Below are 15,144 nucleotides of genomic sequence, written 5' to 3' on the forward strand. Positions count from 1 at the left end.
AATCCACATCATGCTTAAAACGCTTTCGATCCGTACGGGCTTACTTTCTCTGCTGGCTGTTATGACTCTTCTGCTGCTGCTGGTCAGCGGCATCGGTATTTATGCGCTCAATAAGAGCTCCGCCTCGCTGGCGCGAATCAACCAGCTACAGGGCGAAAAGATGGCGCGCCTGAACAGCGGCTACACCATGATTCTGCGCGCGCGCAACGAAGCCGGCCAGGCGGTGCGCATGATGGAGGTGGGGCTGCTTGATGATGCAGCCAACTCCGTAAAACTGATTAATAACGAAATCGCGCTCGGCGAGCAGTCCCTCACTGGCGTTATCAGCGCGGGCGTTGATGATGAGCAGGGCGCGGTGCTGCTGGCAAAGGTGGCGAAAAGCTATGGCGATTACGTCAGCCAGGGCATTAAGCCGATGCAGGACGCGCTCAACCAACAGAGCGCCGATGCCTATTACGAACTCCTCGAAAGCAAACTGATCCCTGTCTCCCGCCAGTTCGATAACGATATGCAGGCCTTCCAGGCGTGGGGCGAAGCGCGCGGTAAAACCGAAGTGGCAGCCGTGCAGAGCAGTAAGCGTTTCGTTATGTCGCTGATTTTTGTGGTCGCCCTGCTGGTGGCCGGGATTATCGTGCTGGCCTGGCTGGCGCTGCGCCATATGCTGCTTAAACCCCTCGATACCTCAATTCAACAACTGGAACAGGTGGCGGCGGGCAACCTGATTGCCGCGAAAACCGAAGTGACGGGAAAAGAGTTTAACCGCCTGAACGCGGCGATTGAGGAGATGCGCCATGCGCTGATCGGCTCCGTGATGCGCGTGCGCGATGCCAGTTCGCAGATTGATACCGGTAGCCGGGAGCTGGCGGCAGGCAACCTCGATCTCTCGCAGCGCACCGAATCTACCGCCACTTCGCTTGAGCAGACCGCCGCCAGCATGGAGCAGATCACCGCCACGGTGAAACTCAACGCCGACAACGCCGAGCAGGCGCATAAGCTGGCGAAAACCGTCTCCGAGACCGCCGATCGCGGTAGCGAAATGGTCTGCTATGTGATTGAGAAAATGCGCGATATCGCTGGCAGCTCCGATCGCATCGCCGATATCCTCAGCGTGATCGACGCCATTGCTTTCCAGACCAATATTCTGGCGCTCAACGCCGCCGTCGAAGCGGCGCGCGCGGGTGAGCAGGGCAGAGGCTTTGCGGTAGTGGCGGGCGAAGTACGCAGCCTCGCCAGCCGCAGCGCCGACTCCGCGAAAGAGATCCGCCAGCTTATCAGCAGCTCGCAGGCGCAGGTCTCCGAAGGCAGCGATCTAGCGATGCAGGCCGGTGAAACGATGGATGAGATCGCCGAAGAGGTGTTGCGCATGACTAAATTGATGCGCGAAATTGCTAACGCCTCGCAAGAGCAGAGTCGCGGTATTGAGCAGGTTAATATTGCAGTAAGTCAGATGGATGAAACGGCGCAGCAGAATGCGGCGCTGGTACAACAATCGTCTGCGGCGACGCGCTCGCTGGAGCAGCAATCACGAGAGCTGCTTGAAGCGATGGCGTCGTTCCGTTTGCAGACGCAAGCATAATCAAAGGTAAGGTGTTATGGCTGTATGTATTCAATGTGATAGCGAGGCGCTGAAGGGCAGCGACTATTGTGCCATCTGCGAGGAGCGCGAGTTTAAAAAGATCCGCGGCTGGCTCTATCTTCCGGCGCTGGGGTTGGTTGCGTCGATCATCGTCAACCTGATATCCATTAACTTTACGCTGCGCTTTTTAATGGAGAACTTCGCGCTGATTGGCTCGGGGCAGAAAGGGATCCTCTTTTTCGAGCTGGCGTCGTTTGTCGGCATGTTTGCCTATGCGCTGTTTGTCAGCAGCCTCTTTTTCCGTAAAAAGCGTCAGCTGCCGCGGCATTACATTGTACTGGTGGGGGTGGGTACGGCCTTTGTCGCCGTCGATCTGCTGTTGGGGCACCACTATCTGAATGTGCCTTATGTCTTTGAGACGGTGAAACCGCTGCTGCGCAATGTGCTGAGCGCCTGTATCTGGATCCCTTACTTCATCGTGTCCGAACGCGTGAAGCGTACCTTTGTGAAGTAAAGATTTGCCGGAGGGCTATCGCGCCCTCCGGCCATCACAACTTGTTATGCGTCCGGGTACTCACGCATATAACGCTCAACATCATCCACCATATGCTCATTGCCGACGAAGAACGGACGGCGCTGGTGCAGGCTCTCTGGCTGGATATCAAGAATACGCTCTTTACCGTCGCTCGCTTTGCCGCCGGCCTGTTCCGCGAGGAACGCCATCGGGTTGCACTCATACAGCAGGCGCAGTTTCCCTTGCGGGTGGCTGGCGGTGCTCGGGTAGAGGTAGATGCCGCCTTTCAGCAGGTTACGGTGGAAATCCGCTACCAGTGAACCGATGTAGCGCGAGGTGTAAGGGCGGTGGGTTGCTTTATCCTCTTCCTGGCAGAACTTGAGATACTTCTTCACGCCCTGCGGGAATTTGATGTAGTTCCCTTCGTTAATCGAGTAGGTGTTGCCGCGTTCCGGGAAGCGCATGCGCTCCTGGGAGAGACAGAAGACGCCGAGTGACGGATCGTAGGTGAAGGCGTGAACGCCGCAGCCGGTGGTGTAGACCAGCATTGTCGACGAGCCGTAAACCACATAACCGGCAGCAACCTGTTTGTTGCCCGGTTGCAGGAAATCCTCTTCGGTGACCGGCGTGCCAACAGGCGTAACGCGGCGGTAGATAGAGAAGATGGTGCCAACAGAGACGTTAACGTCGATGTTGGAGGAGCCATCCAGCGGATCCATCAGCACCACGTATTTAGCGTGTTCGCACCCCTCGAAAACGACGATCTCATCTTCTTCTTCAGAGGCGATACCGGCGACGATATCGCGGGCGCGCAGCGCGGATTTCAGTTTCTCGTTCGCAAACAGGTCGAGTTTTTGCTGCACTTCGCCCTGTACGTTCTCAGCACCGCTGGCACCCAGGATATCGACCAGACCGGCCTTATTGATATCGCGATGAATGATCTTGGCGCCAAGTTTTATCGCCGACAGTAAAGCAGTCAGTTCACCCGTGGCATGCGAGAACTCATGCTGCTTTTCGACAATAAATTCACCTAACGTTTTCATAACACTTTCCCTGCATTTTTGAATATGGAGTAAAGCGATTGTAGCCTGCGGTTTTCAGCGTGTTTGGCGGAGAAGTTCAGGGCCGTTAACCAACGAAACGGTAACAACCCGAGCTTTCGCAAACGAAAACGCAGCGGACATGCAACAATACTAACAAACATTCAAAACTTCGCGCACAGGTGAATCGCGCCAGCGGGGTACGGATTATCCTGAAATGCATTTCTCAGACGTTAAACATATGCGTAAAATGTGCGCCAGGTTAAGCAAGGATAATGACGTATGCGCATTCATATTTTGGGGATTTGTGGCACTTTCATGGGCGGGCTGGCAATGCTGGCGCGCTCGCTGGGCCACCAGGTAACGGGTTCGGATGCCAATGTCTATCCGCCGATGAGCACGCTGCTTGAGAAGCAAGGCATTGATTTAATTCAGGGATATGATGCAAGCCAGCTCGATCCCGCGCCAGATTTGGTGATTATCGGCAATGCGATGACCCGCGGAAACCCGTGTGTCGAAGCGGTGCTGGAGAAGAACATTCCGTTTATGTCCGGCCCGCAGTGGCTGCATGATTTTGTGCTGCGCGACCGCTGGGTTGTGGCGGTTGCCGGTACGCACGGCAAGACCACCACCGCCGGGATGGCGACCTGGATCCTCGAAGCCTGTGGCTATAAACCCGGTTTTGTCATCGGCGGCGTGCCGGGCAATTTCGATGTTTCCGCGCGCCTCGGCGAGAGCGATTTTTTCGTTATCGAAGCTGACGAATACGACTGTGCCTTCTTCGATAAGCGCTCCAAATTCGTCCACTACTGCCCGCGCACGCTGATCCTCAACAACCTTGAGTTCGATCACGCGGACATTTTTGACGATCTGAAAGCGATCCAGAAGCAGTTCCACCACCTGGTTCGCATCGTGCCGGGGCAGGGGAAAATCATCTGGCCGGAAAACGACATCAACCTGAAACAGACGATGGCGATGGGCTGCTGGAGCGAGCAGGAGCTGGTGGGCGATCAGGGCCAATGGCAGGCGAAGAAGTTGACCACCGACGCTTCAAGCTGGGAAGTGTGGCTGGATGGTGAATGCGTCGGCCAGGTCAACTGGGGCCTGGTGGGCGAGCACAACATGCATAACGGTCTGATGGCGATCGCCGCTGCGCGTCATGTTGGCGTTACGCCTGCGGATGCCGCCAATGCGCTCGGTTCGTTTATCAACGCCCGCCGCCGCCTTGAGCTGCGCGGTGAAGCGCACGGCGTCTGCGTGTATGACGATTTCGCGCACCACCCGACGGCAATCCTCGCCACGCTCGCCGCGCTGCGCGGTAAAGTGGGCGGCACGGCGAAGATCATCGCCGTGCTGGAGCCGCGCTCCAACACCATGAAAATGGGGCTGTGCAAAGATGATCTCGCGCCGTCGCTGGGCCGCGCCGATGAAGTCTTCCTCCTGCAACCGCAGCATATTCCGTGGCAGGTCGCGGAAGTGGCGGAGGCTTGTATCCAGCCTGCGCACTGGAGTGCGGATGTCGATACGCTGGCGGATCAGATTGTGAAAAGCGCCCAGCCGGGCGATCACATTCTGGTGATGAGCAACGGCGGCTTCGGCGGCATTCATCAGAAGCTGCTCGATAAGCTGGAGAAGAAAGCGCAGCTCGCGGCTGAAAAAGCCTGATAGCTGAGGCGTAAAAAAACCGCGCACGGGCGACCGGCGCGGTTTTTTTTATGCCTGGCGTTACTCTTTCGCCATCGGCGTATCAATGGATTGCGGCGCTTTGTCGCCCTGAATGGTTTTCACGCGCTCTTCAACTTTCGCCACCTGATCGCGGTTGTGCAGCAGAGTATAGGTGAGGTCGAAGCGGGTGCTCTGGCCTGCCTGAAGTTGCTTAACGCGTTTCTGCTCGCGCTCGATGGTGACCGGGTAGGCGTAGCTGGTGCCCGGCTCGATGCCGGTAACGTACCCCTGTTTTTCGGTATCGGTATTTTTCCACAGCGTCAGCACCGGCAGCTGATCGGTGTTGTAGTCAATCGCCACGCCTTTATCGCCCGCTTTATTCAGCAGCGCGGCGACGGTCTGCTTGTTCGCATCGGCCAGCGGTTTGATATTAAAGACCATTTCGTCGAAGCCTTTGGTCGGCCCGGCATAGGTTTGCCACGTTTTCATGCCGCCTTTGGCGTAGTCATTGAACGGGCTGACGCTCTCCAGCGGCGTGATAAAGCGCGCGCCCTCTTCGAGGATTGGTTTGCTGAAGTTGCTGTGATAGATGATCTGGTAATCATGCGGGTAGTCGGCGTGGTTGGTCAGCACATCATGCAGGCTGAAGCTGTTGCTGCCCGGAATGTAGCGCAGCTCCATCTCGGTTTGCAGATCGGCTTTCTTAAAGGTGCTCTCTTTCACCAGCCCGCGAATGCGGATCTCATACGGCGCTTTTTCACTGACATCGACGGAAACCTGCGAGGCAGGGGTGTTGCCCGCTTTGCCATGCAGGGTGTAAAGCTGCCCGTCAGCGGTGACCGGGTGACCCGTCCACTCATAGCCGCAGCGCACCACCATTTCGTTGAAGCCTTCCAGCCAGCCGAGACCGTTGCGGCTCTCCAGGTTCATAAACGCCGGGTTCACCACCTCTTTCACCGGCGAACTCCAGCCCATATGCACACCAAAACCATCTGCGTAGAGCAAATTCATGCCGCGCGTTGGGCTAAGGGCAATGGTTAGGCCGTTTTTGCTGGTCAGCTTGATGACTTTGCTCCCCTCCTGCTTGCCGCCGTGCAGCACCACCTGCTCAATGCTGAACTGCTGATCTTTAATGTTCAGCTGATCGCTGGTGATACGCCAGTTTCCCTGCTCGATATTGCCTTCAGCACTTGTCAGCACCCAGGTTTTTGCCATCACCGGCGCGGACACCAGCAGCGCAATAGCGGAGAGCATCACGGTCTTTTTCATCTTATTTTCCTTTTTAGCTGAATCGATTACCTGCGTTACAGCAGGAATCTACGTTTTGCGTCGCCAGGAAAATGTGATCCGTTTCATCTGCTGAAAATGAGCGTCGGGCAGAGGTGGAAAGGGAGATATTGATCTCGTTTATTGATGAAATGAAACTAATGGAGGGCGTGAATATGTGAAGTGTCGTGCCTTTAGCTTTAACGTTTCAGCTAAAAGGGAATAAAAAACCCTCTTCGGGTAAAGAGGGTTCTGTGCGGTTTAGCTCTCTTCGCTGCTCTCTGCGAGCTCACGCAGATACTGGAAGATTAAACGCGCGGTTTTTGGCGGTTTGTTGCTCTCTTTCTCTTTCTTGGCGTTGCGGATCAGCGAGCGCAGTTGCTGGCGATCAGCATTCGGCCACAGATTCAGCACGTCCGGCACCGCGTCATCACCCTCTTCAATCAGGCGATCGCGCAGGTGTTCAAGCTTATGGAAGAAGGCAACCTGCTGGTTATGGCGGTTTTTCAGCTTATCCAGCGCCTGGCGAATCGGCTCGACATCGCGTTGACGCAGCATTTTACCGATCAACTGCAACTGACGGCGGCGACCCTCTTTCTTGATGCGCTGCGCCAGCTCAATGGCGTCGCGCAGATCCTGGTCGAGCGGGATCTTATCCAGCGCGTTTTTTCCCAACTCTACCATTTCAGCGCCAAGCTGCTTTAACTCTTCAGCATCGCGCTTAATTTCACTCTTACTGACCCAGATGATCTCATCATCTTCGTCTTCGCTCTCGTTACCGGGCACGTCGTCGAGCCAGTCGTCGGGCTGCTTTGTCATCTCAGGCTCCTTAAAAAAGAGGCTAATGTTACCAGTTAAGGCGCGCACTGAAAAACGGTTCTCTGTTAGACTTCAAAGATTCTCTCCCTTAATTATGGCATTGGCGATGAAAGTAATCACACAAGTGGCACAACAGCGCAAAGTTCTGGAAGAAGCGGTCGCAACCGCGCTTGATCTGGCCTCAGGCCGTTCGGATGGCGCGGAAGTGGCGGTCAGCAAAACCACCGGTATCGGCGTCAGCACCCGCTATGGTGAAGTGGAGAATGTCGAATTTAACAGCGATGGTGCTTTAGGCATCACCGTTTATCACCAGAACCGCAAAGGCAGCGCCTCGTCGACGGATCTGAGCCCGGAGGCGATTGCCCGCACGGTGCAGGCGGCGCTTGATATTGCCCGCTACACCTCGCCAGACCCGTTCGCTGGCGTGGCAGAAAAAGAGCTGCTGGCCTTTGACGCGTCGGACCTCGATCTTTTCCACCCGGCGGAAGTGACCCCCGATGAAGCAATTGAGTGGGCGGCGCGCGCCGAGCAGGCGGCGCTGAAAGCGGACAAACGCATCAGCAACACCGAAGGCGGCAGCTTCAACAGCCACTACGGCATTAAAGTCTTCGGCAACAGCCACGGCATGTTGCAGAGCTACTGCTCCAGCCGCCACTCGCTGTCGAGCAGCGTGATTGCCGAAGCGAATGGCGATATGGAGCGCGATTACGCCTACACCATTAGCCGTGATATCAACGAGTTAAAAACACCGGAGTGGGTGGGTGAAGAGTGCGCCCGCCGCACGCTGTCGCGCCTCTCTCCGCGTAAATTGTCGACCATGAAAGCGCCGGTGATTTTCGCTAATGAAGTGGCGACCGGGCTGTTTGGTCACCTGGTCGGCGCCATTGCTGGCGGCGCGGTCTACCGTAAATCGACCTTTTTACTCGATTACCTCGGCAAGCAGATCCTGCCGGAGTGGTTAACCATTGAAGAGCACCCGCACCTGCGTAAAGGGCTGGCCTCAACGCCGTTCGACAGCGAAGGCGTGCGCACCGAGCGCCGCGATATCGTCAAAGAGGGCGTGCTGATGCAGTGGCTGCTGACCAGCTACGCGGCGCGCAAACTGGGGCTGAAGAGCACCGGTCACGCGGGCGGCATTCACAACTGGCGCATTGCCGGGCGCGGCCTGAGCTTTGAGCAGATGCTGAAAGAGATGGGCACCGGTCTGGTGGTCACCGAGCTGATGGGCCAGGGCGTGAGCGGCATCACCGGGGATTATTCGCGAGGCGCGTCTGGTTTCTGGGTTGAAAACGGTGAAATTCAGTATCCAGTGAGCGAAATTACCATTGCCGGCAACCTGAAGGATATGTGGCGCAATATTGTTACTGTCGGTGACGATATTGAACAGCGCAGTAACATCCAGTGTGGTTCAGTGTTGCTGCCGGAGATGAAGATCGCCGGACAATAATTCGTGGCGCGGCGTTCTGCGCCTTTAAGCGTGATAATAAAAAAGGAAATGAGCAATGCGTAAAAACCTGTTAGCGATCCTCGCGGTGTCGTCGTTGTTTGTGGGTTCAGCGGTGTTTGCCGCTGACCTTGAAGATGATATGGAAACGCTGAATGACAACTACAAAGTGGTGCAGAAAACCGACGATGCTTCTGAGTTGAAAGAGGCGTTAGGGAAAATGCGCACCGCCGCGCAGGACGCCCAGAAAGAGACCCCGCCGAAGCTGGAAGGCAAAGCGCCGGACAGCCCGGAGATGAAAGATTTCCGCCACGGTTTTGATATTTTGATTGCCCAGATCGACGGCGCGATGAAGCTGGCGAACGAAGGTAAAGTGAAAGAAGCGAAGGCCGCAGCGAAGGATATTGCCGGTACCCGCAATACCTATCATCAGAAATTCCGCTAACCGAATTCCATCAGGAAAGGGCCGCCACCTCACCGTCGCGGCTCTTTTTTTATGCCGCTTTCCGGCATACGTGACGTGCCGTTGTAGGCCGGATAAGGCGTAGCCGCCATCCGGCATGATCTCCGCGGCACAATTGCCGGATGGCGCGTTACACGCTTATCCGGCCTACCAAACCGTACCTACAGCCACACCGATATTGCTTTTACCCAAGATCTCACAGCGAGGGGTTGTGTCCCCGCTGAAATCGGCGAACCGGAGCGTGAATGACAAGGTCTGGACGCCATGGATGGCGGACAGAGGCGAACCGAGACAGGATGTCGAGTCGAGCCGGCCGCAGTCAGGCACGTGGGAGGTGAGCGCAGTGCGCAGTACCGATTTCCTCGCGGGGCCGCGGGGATTGATAAGGGGAGCGCGGCCGCTCCCCTTATCCCGTTCACCGCATAAGAGATTAATGAAACTCTCCAGCGCCTGGTGAACGGAACCATTCCACCAAAGCCACATGCAAACCCCATTGCCGGATGGCGGCTGCGCCTTATCCGGCCTACGCGGTTTCAGCGGTTCCGTAACCCCAGCAGCCCCCCAATAAGCAAACCTTATCCCCCTCACACTTTCTCCTCTTGGCTGCCCCTTTTTTTCTGCGTCATTGCGCGCCAAATCCCTCGTGCATTATCCAACGTTGTGACCGCCGTTCAGTGAAAAATCCCTCTGTGGGCTTTTTTTGTGGCGCAGATCACTAACGCCCTCCCGGTTTCCACTTCGAAGTGGAAAACTCCTCGCTACAAACTCTGCCTTCGCGCCGTTAGCTTTACTCCTGAGCCATCAACGGGGTACGACGAGTGAATAACGGAGCGGTAATGAACGATGCGACCATGCAGGCGGCGCAAACGGCAACCCTGGCGGAGCGCATGCTGTCGCAGGTCTACACCTTGCTTCATGCGCAGAACATCACGCCGAATGCGGTGCAGCAGCAGATGCTGACCTCCCATCTTCGCGCGATGGCGCACCGGTCGGTGACCGGCGAGCCGCTGCCGGAAGTGGATGCCAGCCTGTTTGATGAGATCTCGCCTGAATCGATGCGCCTCGCCCACGACGTGGTGGCGGCGTTTGGCAATCTCCCGGAAGAAGAGGCCTGGCTGCTGTCAGTGCACTTCGAAGTGGCAAAAGAGAACCTTTAAGGAGCAAACCATGGAACAGATTACCGTAGTGATTGGCGACCGCCTGGGCAAAGGGCAGAAAGTTGCGGCAGGCGTCGAGAAAGCGGGCGGCCGCGCGGTAGTGGTACCGGGCGTGGCGGCGGATATGAAGCTCGGCGATGTGATGAACGCGGAAAACGCCACCTTCGGCATCTCCTTCTGCGGCAGCGGCGGCGCAGGTGCCATCACCGCGCAGAACAAATATGGCTATAAAGCGAAACACGGCATGCGCTCCATCGACGAGGGCGTCACCGCGATTAACGAAGGGTGCAAAGTACTCGGTTTCGGCTTTATGGATAAAGAAGAGTTAGGCGAGCGCCTGGTGCAGGCGTGGCAGAAAAAACACGGCGCATAACCATGAAAGAACAGTTCACCACCACGGTCAGGGTGAAGGGCAAGGGCGACGCCAAAACGCGCGCCTTTGCTGACGCGCTGAACCATGTTCAGGCCGCGGTGATGAAGGCGTCGCCGCACATTTTACTGCGTATTGAGCCACAGGATGTGCAGGTCGTTCAGGCGCAGGAAACGACGCGCAAAGAGGCCTTTCTGTTCCTCTTTCTGCGTCGCGAAAGACGCTCGTACAGTGTGGAGCTGGACGTGACCGTCAACGTGACCGCCATCAATCTCGATAAGGTGGAGTTCGTCACGCACTAACTTACCGCATACCCCGCAGGCGTTGCTGGCAGGGTAGAAGAGGGCAGACTGATGTTCTTACTCATACTAATAAAATCGCTCATTATCGGCGGCCTGGTCGGCGTCGGTGTGGGCGCCGGGGCTGCACGCATGTTTCACGCGCCAACCACTCAGGGAATGGGCGCATTTCGTACACTGGGCGAGCTGAACTCCTGCGAAGGAGATCCGGCTTCGCACTTCTCCTTTGGTTTAGGCTTCTTCTTTAACGCCTGGGCTTCGTCAGTAGCGGCGGGTTCGTTTACCCAGGACGTTGACCACCGCATCATCCCGAACTGGGGCGCGGCGGCGCTGATGGTCAAAAACCGCAACGTCGGCGAAACCCTGCACAATCCGAAAAAGATGGCCATTGCCTGTGGCGTGATCGGCATGGTGGTCGTCACCTTCCTTAACCTTACGGCTTCGTCCGTGCCGGCAGCGCTGCAAGTCACCGCCGTGAAAGTGCTGGTACCTGCCGCTAACCTGCTGGTCAACACCATCATGCCGGTGATCTTCTGGCTGGCGGCAATCGACGCGGGCAAAAAATCGGGCTTCTGGGCGACGGTATTCGGCGGCGCAGCGCAGCTGATTATGGGCAACGCCGTACCGGGCCTGGTACTCGGCATCCTGATTGGTAAAGGGGTGGAAGAGAGCGGCTGGAACCGCGTCACCAAAGTGATGATGAGCGCCATTGTCGCCCTGTTTGTGCTGAGCGCCTTCTTCCGCGGCTTCGATCTGAAAATGATTGAGTCGTTCCACCTGAGCGCGCCGAACTGGCTGGAGCTCATCCACAACTCGCTGAGCGGCAAATAAGGATCTGCAATGGAAGAGAATAAAGGCTTCTGGTACGCCGACTGGTCATTCCCGATCTTCGTTGGCCTGCTCTCCTCCGGCGTTTTTGCCGGAACGCACATGTACTACCTCTACGGCATCGGCGCGTTTAACGAAGTGGCGTTTGTCTCGATGCTGCGCGCGGGGATGGACACCGGCGTTTATGGCGCGGTCGCCGCCTTCGGTGCCAGCTTCCTGTTTGCGCGCATTATCGAAGGGTCGCTGGTCGGCATTCTCGATATCGGCGGCGCGATCCAGACCGGCGTTGGCCTTGGTGTGCCCGCCTTGCTGCTAGGCGCGGGCTTTGTCTTCCCGGTCGCCAACTTTGTTGCCTCGCTGGCCACCGGGCTGGTGATTGGCCTGGCGATTGGTTACCTGATCATTCTGGCGCGTAAATTCACCATTAATCAGAGCGATTCCACCTACGGCGCAGACGTAATGATGGGCGCGGGTAACGCCTCCGGCCGTTTTCTTGGCCCGCTGATTATCTTAAGCGCCATGACCGCCTCGATTCCGATTGGCATTGGCTCGCTGGTGGGCGCGCTGCTTTTTTACCTCTGGCAAAAGCCGATTACCGGCGGCGCTATCCTCGGCGCAATGTTGCTGGGCGCGATCTTCCCGGTCGCACTCTGATCGATACGGGGGCTGCGGCACCCGTCACTTCTGGAGAGAGATATGTTTGATTTACTCCTGCGCCGGGCGCGTCTGGTGGACGATACGGTAACGGATATTGCCCTCAGCGACGGGAAAATCGCCGCACTTGGCGAGATTAGCGGCCCGGCGGTGAAAACCGTCGATCTGGCGGGCAAACACTATGTCAGCGCCGGCTGGATCGACTCCCACGTCCACTGCTACCCCAACTCGCCGATTTACCACGACCAGCCGGACAGCGTCGGGATTGAAACCGGCGTCACCACGGTTATTGATGCCGGCAGCACCGGCGCGGATGATATTGATGACTTCTACGCCATCACCCGCCAGGCAACGACCGACGTTTACGCCCTGCTCAATATCTCCCGCGTCGGGCTGATTGCGCAGAACGAGCTGGCGAACCTCGACAATATCGACGCCCGTGCCGTGCGCGACGCCGTGCAGCGCCACCCCGATTTTGTTGTTGGCCTGAAAGCACGCATGAGCAGCAGCGTGGTTGGCGACAACGGCATCACGCCGCTGGAACGCGCGAAGGCGATGCAGCAGGAGAATGGCGATCTGCCGCTGATGGTGCATATCGGCAATAACCCGCCAAACCTCGATGAGATTGCCGACCTGCTGAGCGCCGGGGACATCATCACCCACTGCTATAACGGCAAGCCGAACCGCATTCTGACGCCGGGCGGCGAACTGCGCGCTGCGGTGACCCACGCCATTACGCGCGGCGTGCGCCTCGATGTCGGCCACGGCAGCGCCAGCTTCAGCTTTGCGGTGGCGAAGCAGGCCATCGGCCTCGGCATTTTGCCGCACACCATCAGTTCCGATATCTACTGCCGCAACCGCATCGATGGCCCGGTGCGATCGCTGGCGAACGTGATGTCCAAATTTCTCGCCATCGGCCTCTCGCTGCCGCAGGTGATCGCCTGCGTGACCGACCACGCCGCCGACGGCCTGCGCCTGGCGAAGAAGGGGCGTCTGGCCGTGGGCTTTGATGCCGATCTGACAATTTTCGATCTTCGCCGCCAGCCGGTGCTGTTCACCGATGCAGAGAACAGCGCCTTGCAGGCTGACCAGTTACTTACGCCGCTGGCCGCCATTCGCGCGGGCCGGGGCTATCTGACCGAACAAGGGAGGGCAGAGCATGTCTTCGATTTATGAGAAGTACCAGTTAAAACAGGTGATTAACGCCTCCGGGCGCATGACGGCGCTCGGCGTCTCGACCCCGCGCCCGGAAGTGGTTGAGGCGGCGTTGCAGGGCATGAACCACTACTTTGAAATGAAAGACCTGGTGAATAAAACTGGCGACTACATTGCGAAGCTGCTGGATGTGGAAGGCGCGACCGTCGTCTCTTGCGCCTCGGCCGGGCTGGCGCAAGCCGTGGCCGCCGTGCTGGTGAAAGAGAGCGACTGGCTGCTGGAGAACCTGCACAGCACAAAGATCGAAAACAGTGAGATCGTGTTGCCGCGCGGGCACAACGTGAACTACGGCGCACCGGTTGGCACGATGGTGGCGCTTGGCGGCGGCAAAGTGGTTGAAGCCGGTTACGCCAACGAATGCTCCGCCGATCAGCTGGCGGCGGCGATCTCCCCACGTACTGCGGCGATCCTCTTTATCAAGTCCCATCACTGTGTGCAGAAGAGCATGCTCAGCGTCGAGCAGGCCGCCGTGGTAGCGCGTAAACATAACCTGCCGCTGATTGTCGATGCCGCCGCCGAAGAGGATTTGCAGTGCTACTACCGCGCCGGAGCCGATCTGGTGATCTACAGCGGTGCGAAAGCGATTGAAGGGCCAACCAGCGGGCTGGTGATTGGCAAAACGCAGTATGTCGAGTGGGTGAAGCGCCAGACGGCGGGTATTGGCCGCGCGATGAAGGTGGGCAAAGAGGGCATTCTTGGCCTCACCTGTGCCATCGAGCACTACCTCAGCGCGAAAAAGGAGAGCGGGGCGGAGATGGTCGCCAAAATGACCCCCTTTATTGAGCAGCTCAATAGCCTCAATGGCGTCAGCGCCCGCGTGGTATGGGACAGCGCCGGGCGCGACATTGCCCGCAGTGAAATCAAATTTGACGAAGCCGCCACCGGCATTGCCACCGGCGAACTGGTCGAGGCCCTCAAACAGGGGGATTACGCCATCTATTTTCGCGGCTACAAAGCCAATGAAGGGATTATCGAAGCCGATGTGCGCAGCGTCAGCGCCGAGCAACTGACCATCATCGCGCAACGCATCGCCGAGGAACTGAATAAGGAGCCACGCCCATGAAACTGACCCCCAATTTTTACCACGACCGCGTATGTCTGAACGTGCTGGCAGGCAGTATTGATAACGCCAGCGCCATCTATGAAGCGGCGGAAGGGCATGTGCTGGTCGGCGTGCTGTCAAAAAACTACCCGGATATCGACTCAGCGGTGGCCGATATGCGCCAGTATGCGCTGAGAATCGATAACGCGCTCTCCGTCGGCCTTGGTGCTGGCGATCCGAACCAGTCGGCGATGGTCAGCGCCATCTCCCGCGAAGTGCAGCCGCAGCATGTGAACCAGGTCTTTACCGGCGTGGGCACCAGCCGCGCGCTGCTCGGGCAGAACGAGACGGTGGTTAACGGTCTGGTCTCGCCCACCGGCACGCCGGGGCAGGTGAAAATCTCCACCGGGCCGCTTAGCAGCCAGGCCGCCGATGCGATTGTGCCGGTGGAAACGGCGATTGCCCTGCTGAAAGATATGGGCGGCAGCTCAATCAAATATTTCCCGATGGGCGGGCTGCAATGCCGCGAGGAGTACAAAGCCGTAGCCGAAGCCTGCGCGCGACACGACTTCTGGCTGGAACCGACCGGCGGCATCGATCTGGAGAATTTCAGCGAGATCGTCGAGATCGCGCTGGCGGCGGGCGTCAGCAAAATCATTCCGCACATTTATAGTTCAATTATTGATAAGGTGAGTGGCGAGACCCGCCCGGCGGATGTCCGCCAGTTACTTATGATGACCAAAGCGCTGGTGTAAGGCTATCGCCGGATGGCGGCTGCGCTTTGATTATCTG

At 57.7% G+C, this 15,144-nt stretch carries 16 protein-coding genes; 13 read left to right on the top strand and 3 right to left on the bottom strand.

Going from position 1 to position 15,144, the window contains the following annotated elements:
* Window positions 1-10: 10 nt before the first annotated feature.
* Window positions 11-1,576, top strand: a complete 1,566-nt coding sequence (locus SOM48_RS07905; RefSeq protein WP_128483773.1) for a methyl-accepting chemotaxis protein — start codon at window positions 11-13, stop codon at window positions 1,574-1,576.
* A 16-nt stretch (window positions 1,577-1,592) separates the two neighbouring features.
* Window positions 1,593-2,090, top strand: a complete 498-nt coding sequence (locus tag SOM48_RS07910; RefSeq protein ID WP_320511746.1) for a DUF2569 domain-containing protein — start codon at window positions 1,593-1,595, stop codon at window positions 2,088-2,090.
* 44 nt (window positions 2,091-2,134) lie between these two features.
* Here the strand turns inward: SOM48_RS07910 and fbp are convergent, their stop codons facing one another.
* The gene (fbp, locus tag SOM48_RS07915; protein WP_023478503.1) at window positions 2,135-3,133 is read right to left on the bottom strand and encodes a class 1 fructose-bisphosphatase; all 999 of its coding nucleotides are present in this window, start codon (window positions 3,131-3,133) and stop codon (window positions 2,135-2,137) included.
* Window positions 3,134-3,412: 279 nt separating this feature from the next.
* Between fbp and mpl the strand changes: the two genes are divergently transcribed.
* Window positions 3,413-4,795, top strand: coding sequence for a UDP-N-acetylmuramate:L-alanyl-gamma-D-glutamyl-meso-diaminopimelate ligase (mpl, locus tag SOM48_RS07920; RefSeq protein ID WP_320511747.1), 1,383 nt, complete (start codon window positions 3,413-3,415; stop codon window positions 4,793-4,795).
* A 60-nt stretch (window positions 4,796-4,855) separates the two neighbouring features.
* On the opposite strand, the gene SOM48_RS07925 is transcribed toward mpl, so the two are convergent.
* Window positions 4,856-6,064 carry an aldose 1-epimerase family protein gene (locus SOM48_RS07925; protein WP_139966756.1) on the bottom strand — a complete coding sequence of 403 codons (1,209 nt, stop codon included), beginning with the start codon at window positions 6,062-6,064 and terminating at the stop codon, window positions 4,856-4,858.
* A 258-nt stretch (window positions 6,065-6,322) separates the two neighbouring features.
* Window positions 6,323-6,880, bottom strand: a complete 558-nt coding sequence (yjgA, locus tag SOM48_RS07930; protein WP_023478484.1) for a ribosome biogenesis factor YjgA — start codon at window positions 6,878-6,880, stop codon at window positions 6,323-6,325.
* 94 nt (window positions 6,881-6,974) lie between these two features.
* On the opposite strand from yjgA, the gene pmbA reads away from it, so the two are divergent.
* The 10 genes from pmbA to dagF all read left to right on the top strand — a co-directional run bounded on the left by pmbA (window position 6,975) and on the right by dagF (window position 15,107).
* Window positions 6,975-8,327 (top strand): metalloprotease PmbA, encoded by a 1,353-nt coding sequence (gene pmbA, locus SOM48_RS07935; RefSeq protein ID WP_320511748.1) that lies wholly within the window; start codon window positions 6,975-6,977, stop codon window positions 8,325-8,327.
* A 55-nt stretch (window positions 8,328-8,382) separates the two neighbouring features.
* The gene (gene cybC, locus SOM48_RS07940) at window positions 8,383-8,769 is read left to right on the top strand and encodes a cytochrome b562 (protein ID WP_023478426.1); all 387 of its coding nucleotides are present in this window, start codon (window positions 8,383-8,385) and stop codon (window positions 8,767-8,769) included.
* A gap of 836 nt (window positions 8,770-9,605) precedes the next feature.
* Window positions 9,606-9,944, top strand: coding sequence for a glycine dehydrogenase (locus SOM48_RS07945; RefSeq protein ID WP_083699312.1), 339 nt, complete (start codon window positions 9,606-9,608; stop codon window positions 9,942-9,944).
* Window positions 9,945-9,954: 10 nt separating this feature from the next.
* On the top strand, window positions 9,955-10,317 hold the full coding sequence (locus SOM48_RS07950; protein WP_023480243.1) for an SFCGS family glycine-rich protein: 363 nt from the start codon (window positions 9,955-9,957) through the stop codon (window positions 10,315-10,317).
* 2 nt (window positions 10,318-10,319) lie between these two features.
* Window positions 10,320-10,616, top strand: a complete 297-nt coding sequence (locus SOM48_RS07955; protein ID WP_023480238.1) for a DUF4312 family protein — start codon at window positions 10,320-10,322, stop codon at window positions 10,614-10,616.
* Between the two features lie 51 nt (window positions 10,617-10,667).
* Window positions 10,668-11,444 carry a DUF4311 domain-containing protein gene (locus tag SOM48_RS07960; protein ID WP_023480218.1) on the top strand — a complete coding sequence of 259 codons (777 nt, stop codon included), beginning with the start codon at window positions 10,668-10,670 and terminating at the stop codon, window positions 11,442-11,444.
* Between the two features lie 9 nt (window positions 11,445-11,453).
* Window positions 11,454-12,095: a DUF4310 family protein gene (locus SOM48_RS07965; RefSeq protein ID WP_023480214.1), complete on the top strand. Its 642-nt coding sequence runs from the start codon at window positions 11,454-11,456 to the stop codon at window positions 12,093-12,095.
* 42 nt (window positions 12,096-12,137) lie between these two features.
* Window positions 12,138-13,271: an amidohydrolase/deacetylase family metallohydrolase gene (locus SOM48_RS07970; RefSeq protein WP_320511749.1), complete on the top strand. Its 1,134-nt coding sequence runs from the start codon at window positions 12,138-12,140 to the stop codon at window positions 13,269-13,271.
* Complete coding sequence (locus SOM48_RS07975) at window positions 13,255-14,373, top strand: DgaE family pyridoxal phosphate-dependent ammonia lyase (protein WP_320511750.1); 1,119 nt, start codon at window positions 13,255-13,257, stop codon at window positions 14,371-14,373. Before SOM48_RS07970 ends, SOM48_RS07975 begins: the two co-directional genes overlap by 17 nt.
* A complete protein-coding gene (gene dagF, locus SOM48_RS07980) occupies window positions 14,370-15,107 on the top strand; it encodes a 2-dehydro-3-deoxy-phosphogluconate aldolase (protein WP_042714055.1) in 738 nt (245 codons plus the stop codon). Before SOM48_RS07975 ends, dagF begins: the two co-directional genes overlap by 4 nt.
* Window positions 15,108-15,144: the final 37 nt, after the last annotated feature.

This window comes from Kosakonia sp. CFBP8986, assembly GCF_034044935.1.
Lineage (GTDB): Bacteria > Pseudomonadota > Gammaproteobacteria > Enterobacterales > Enterobacteriaceae > Kosakonia > Kosakonia cowanii.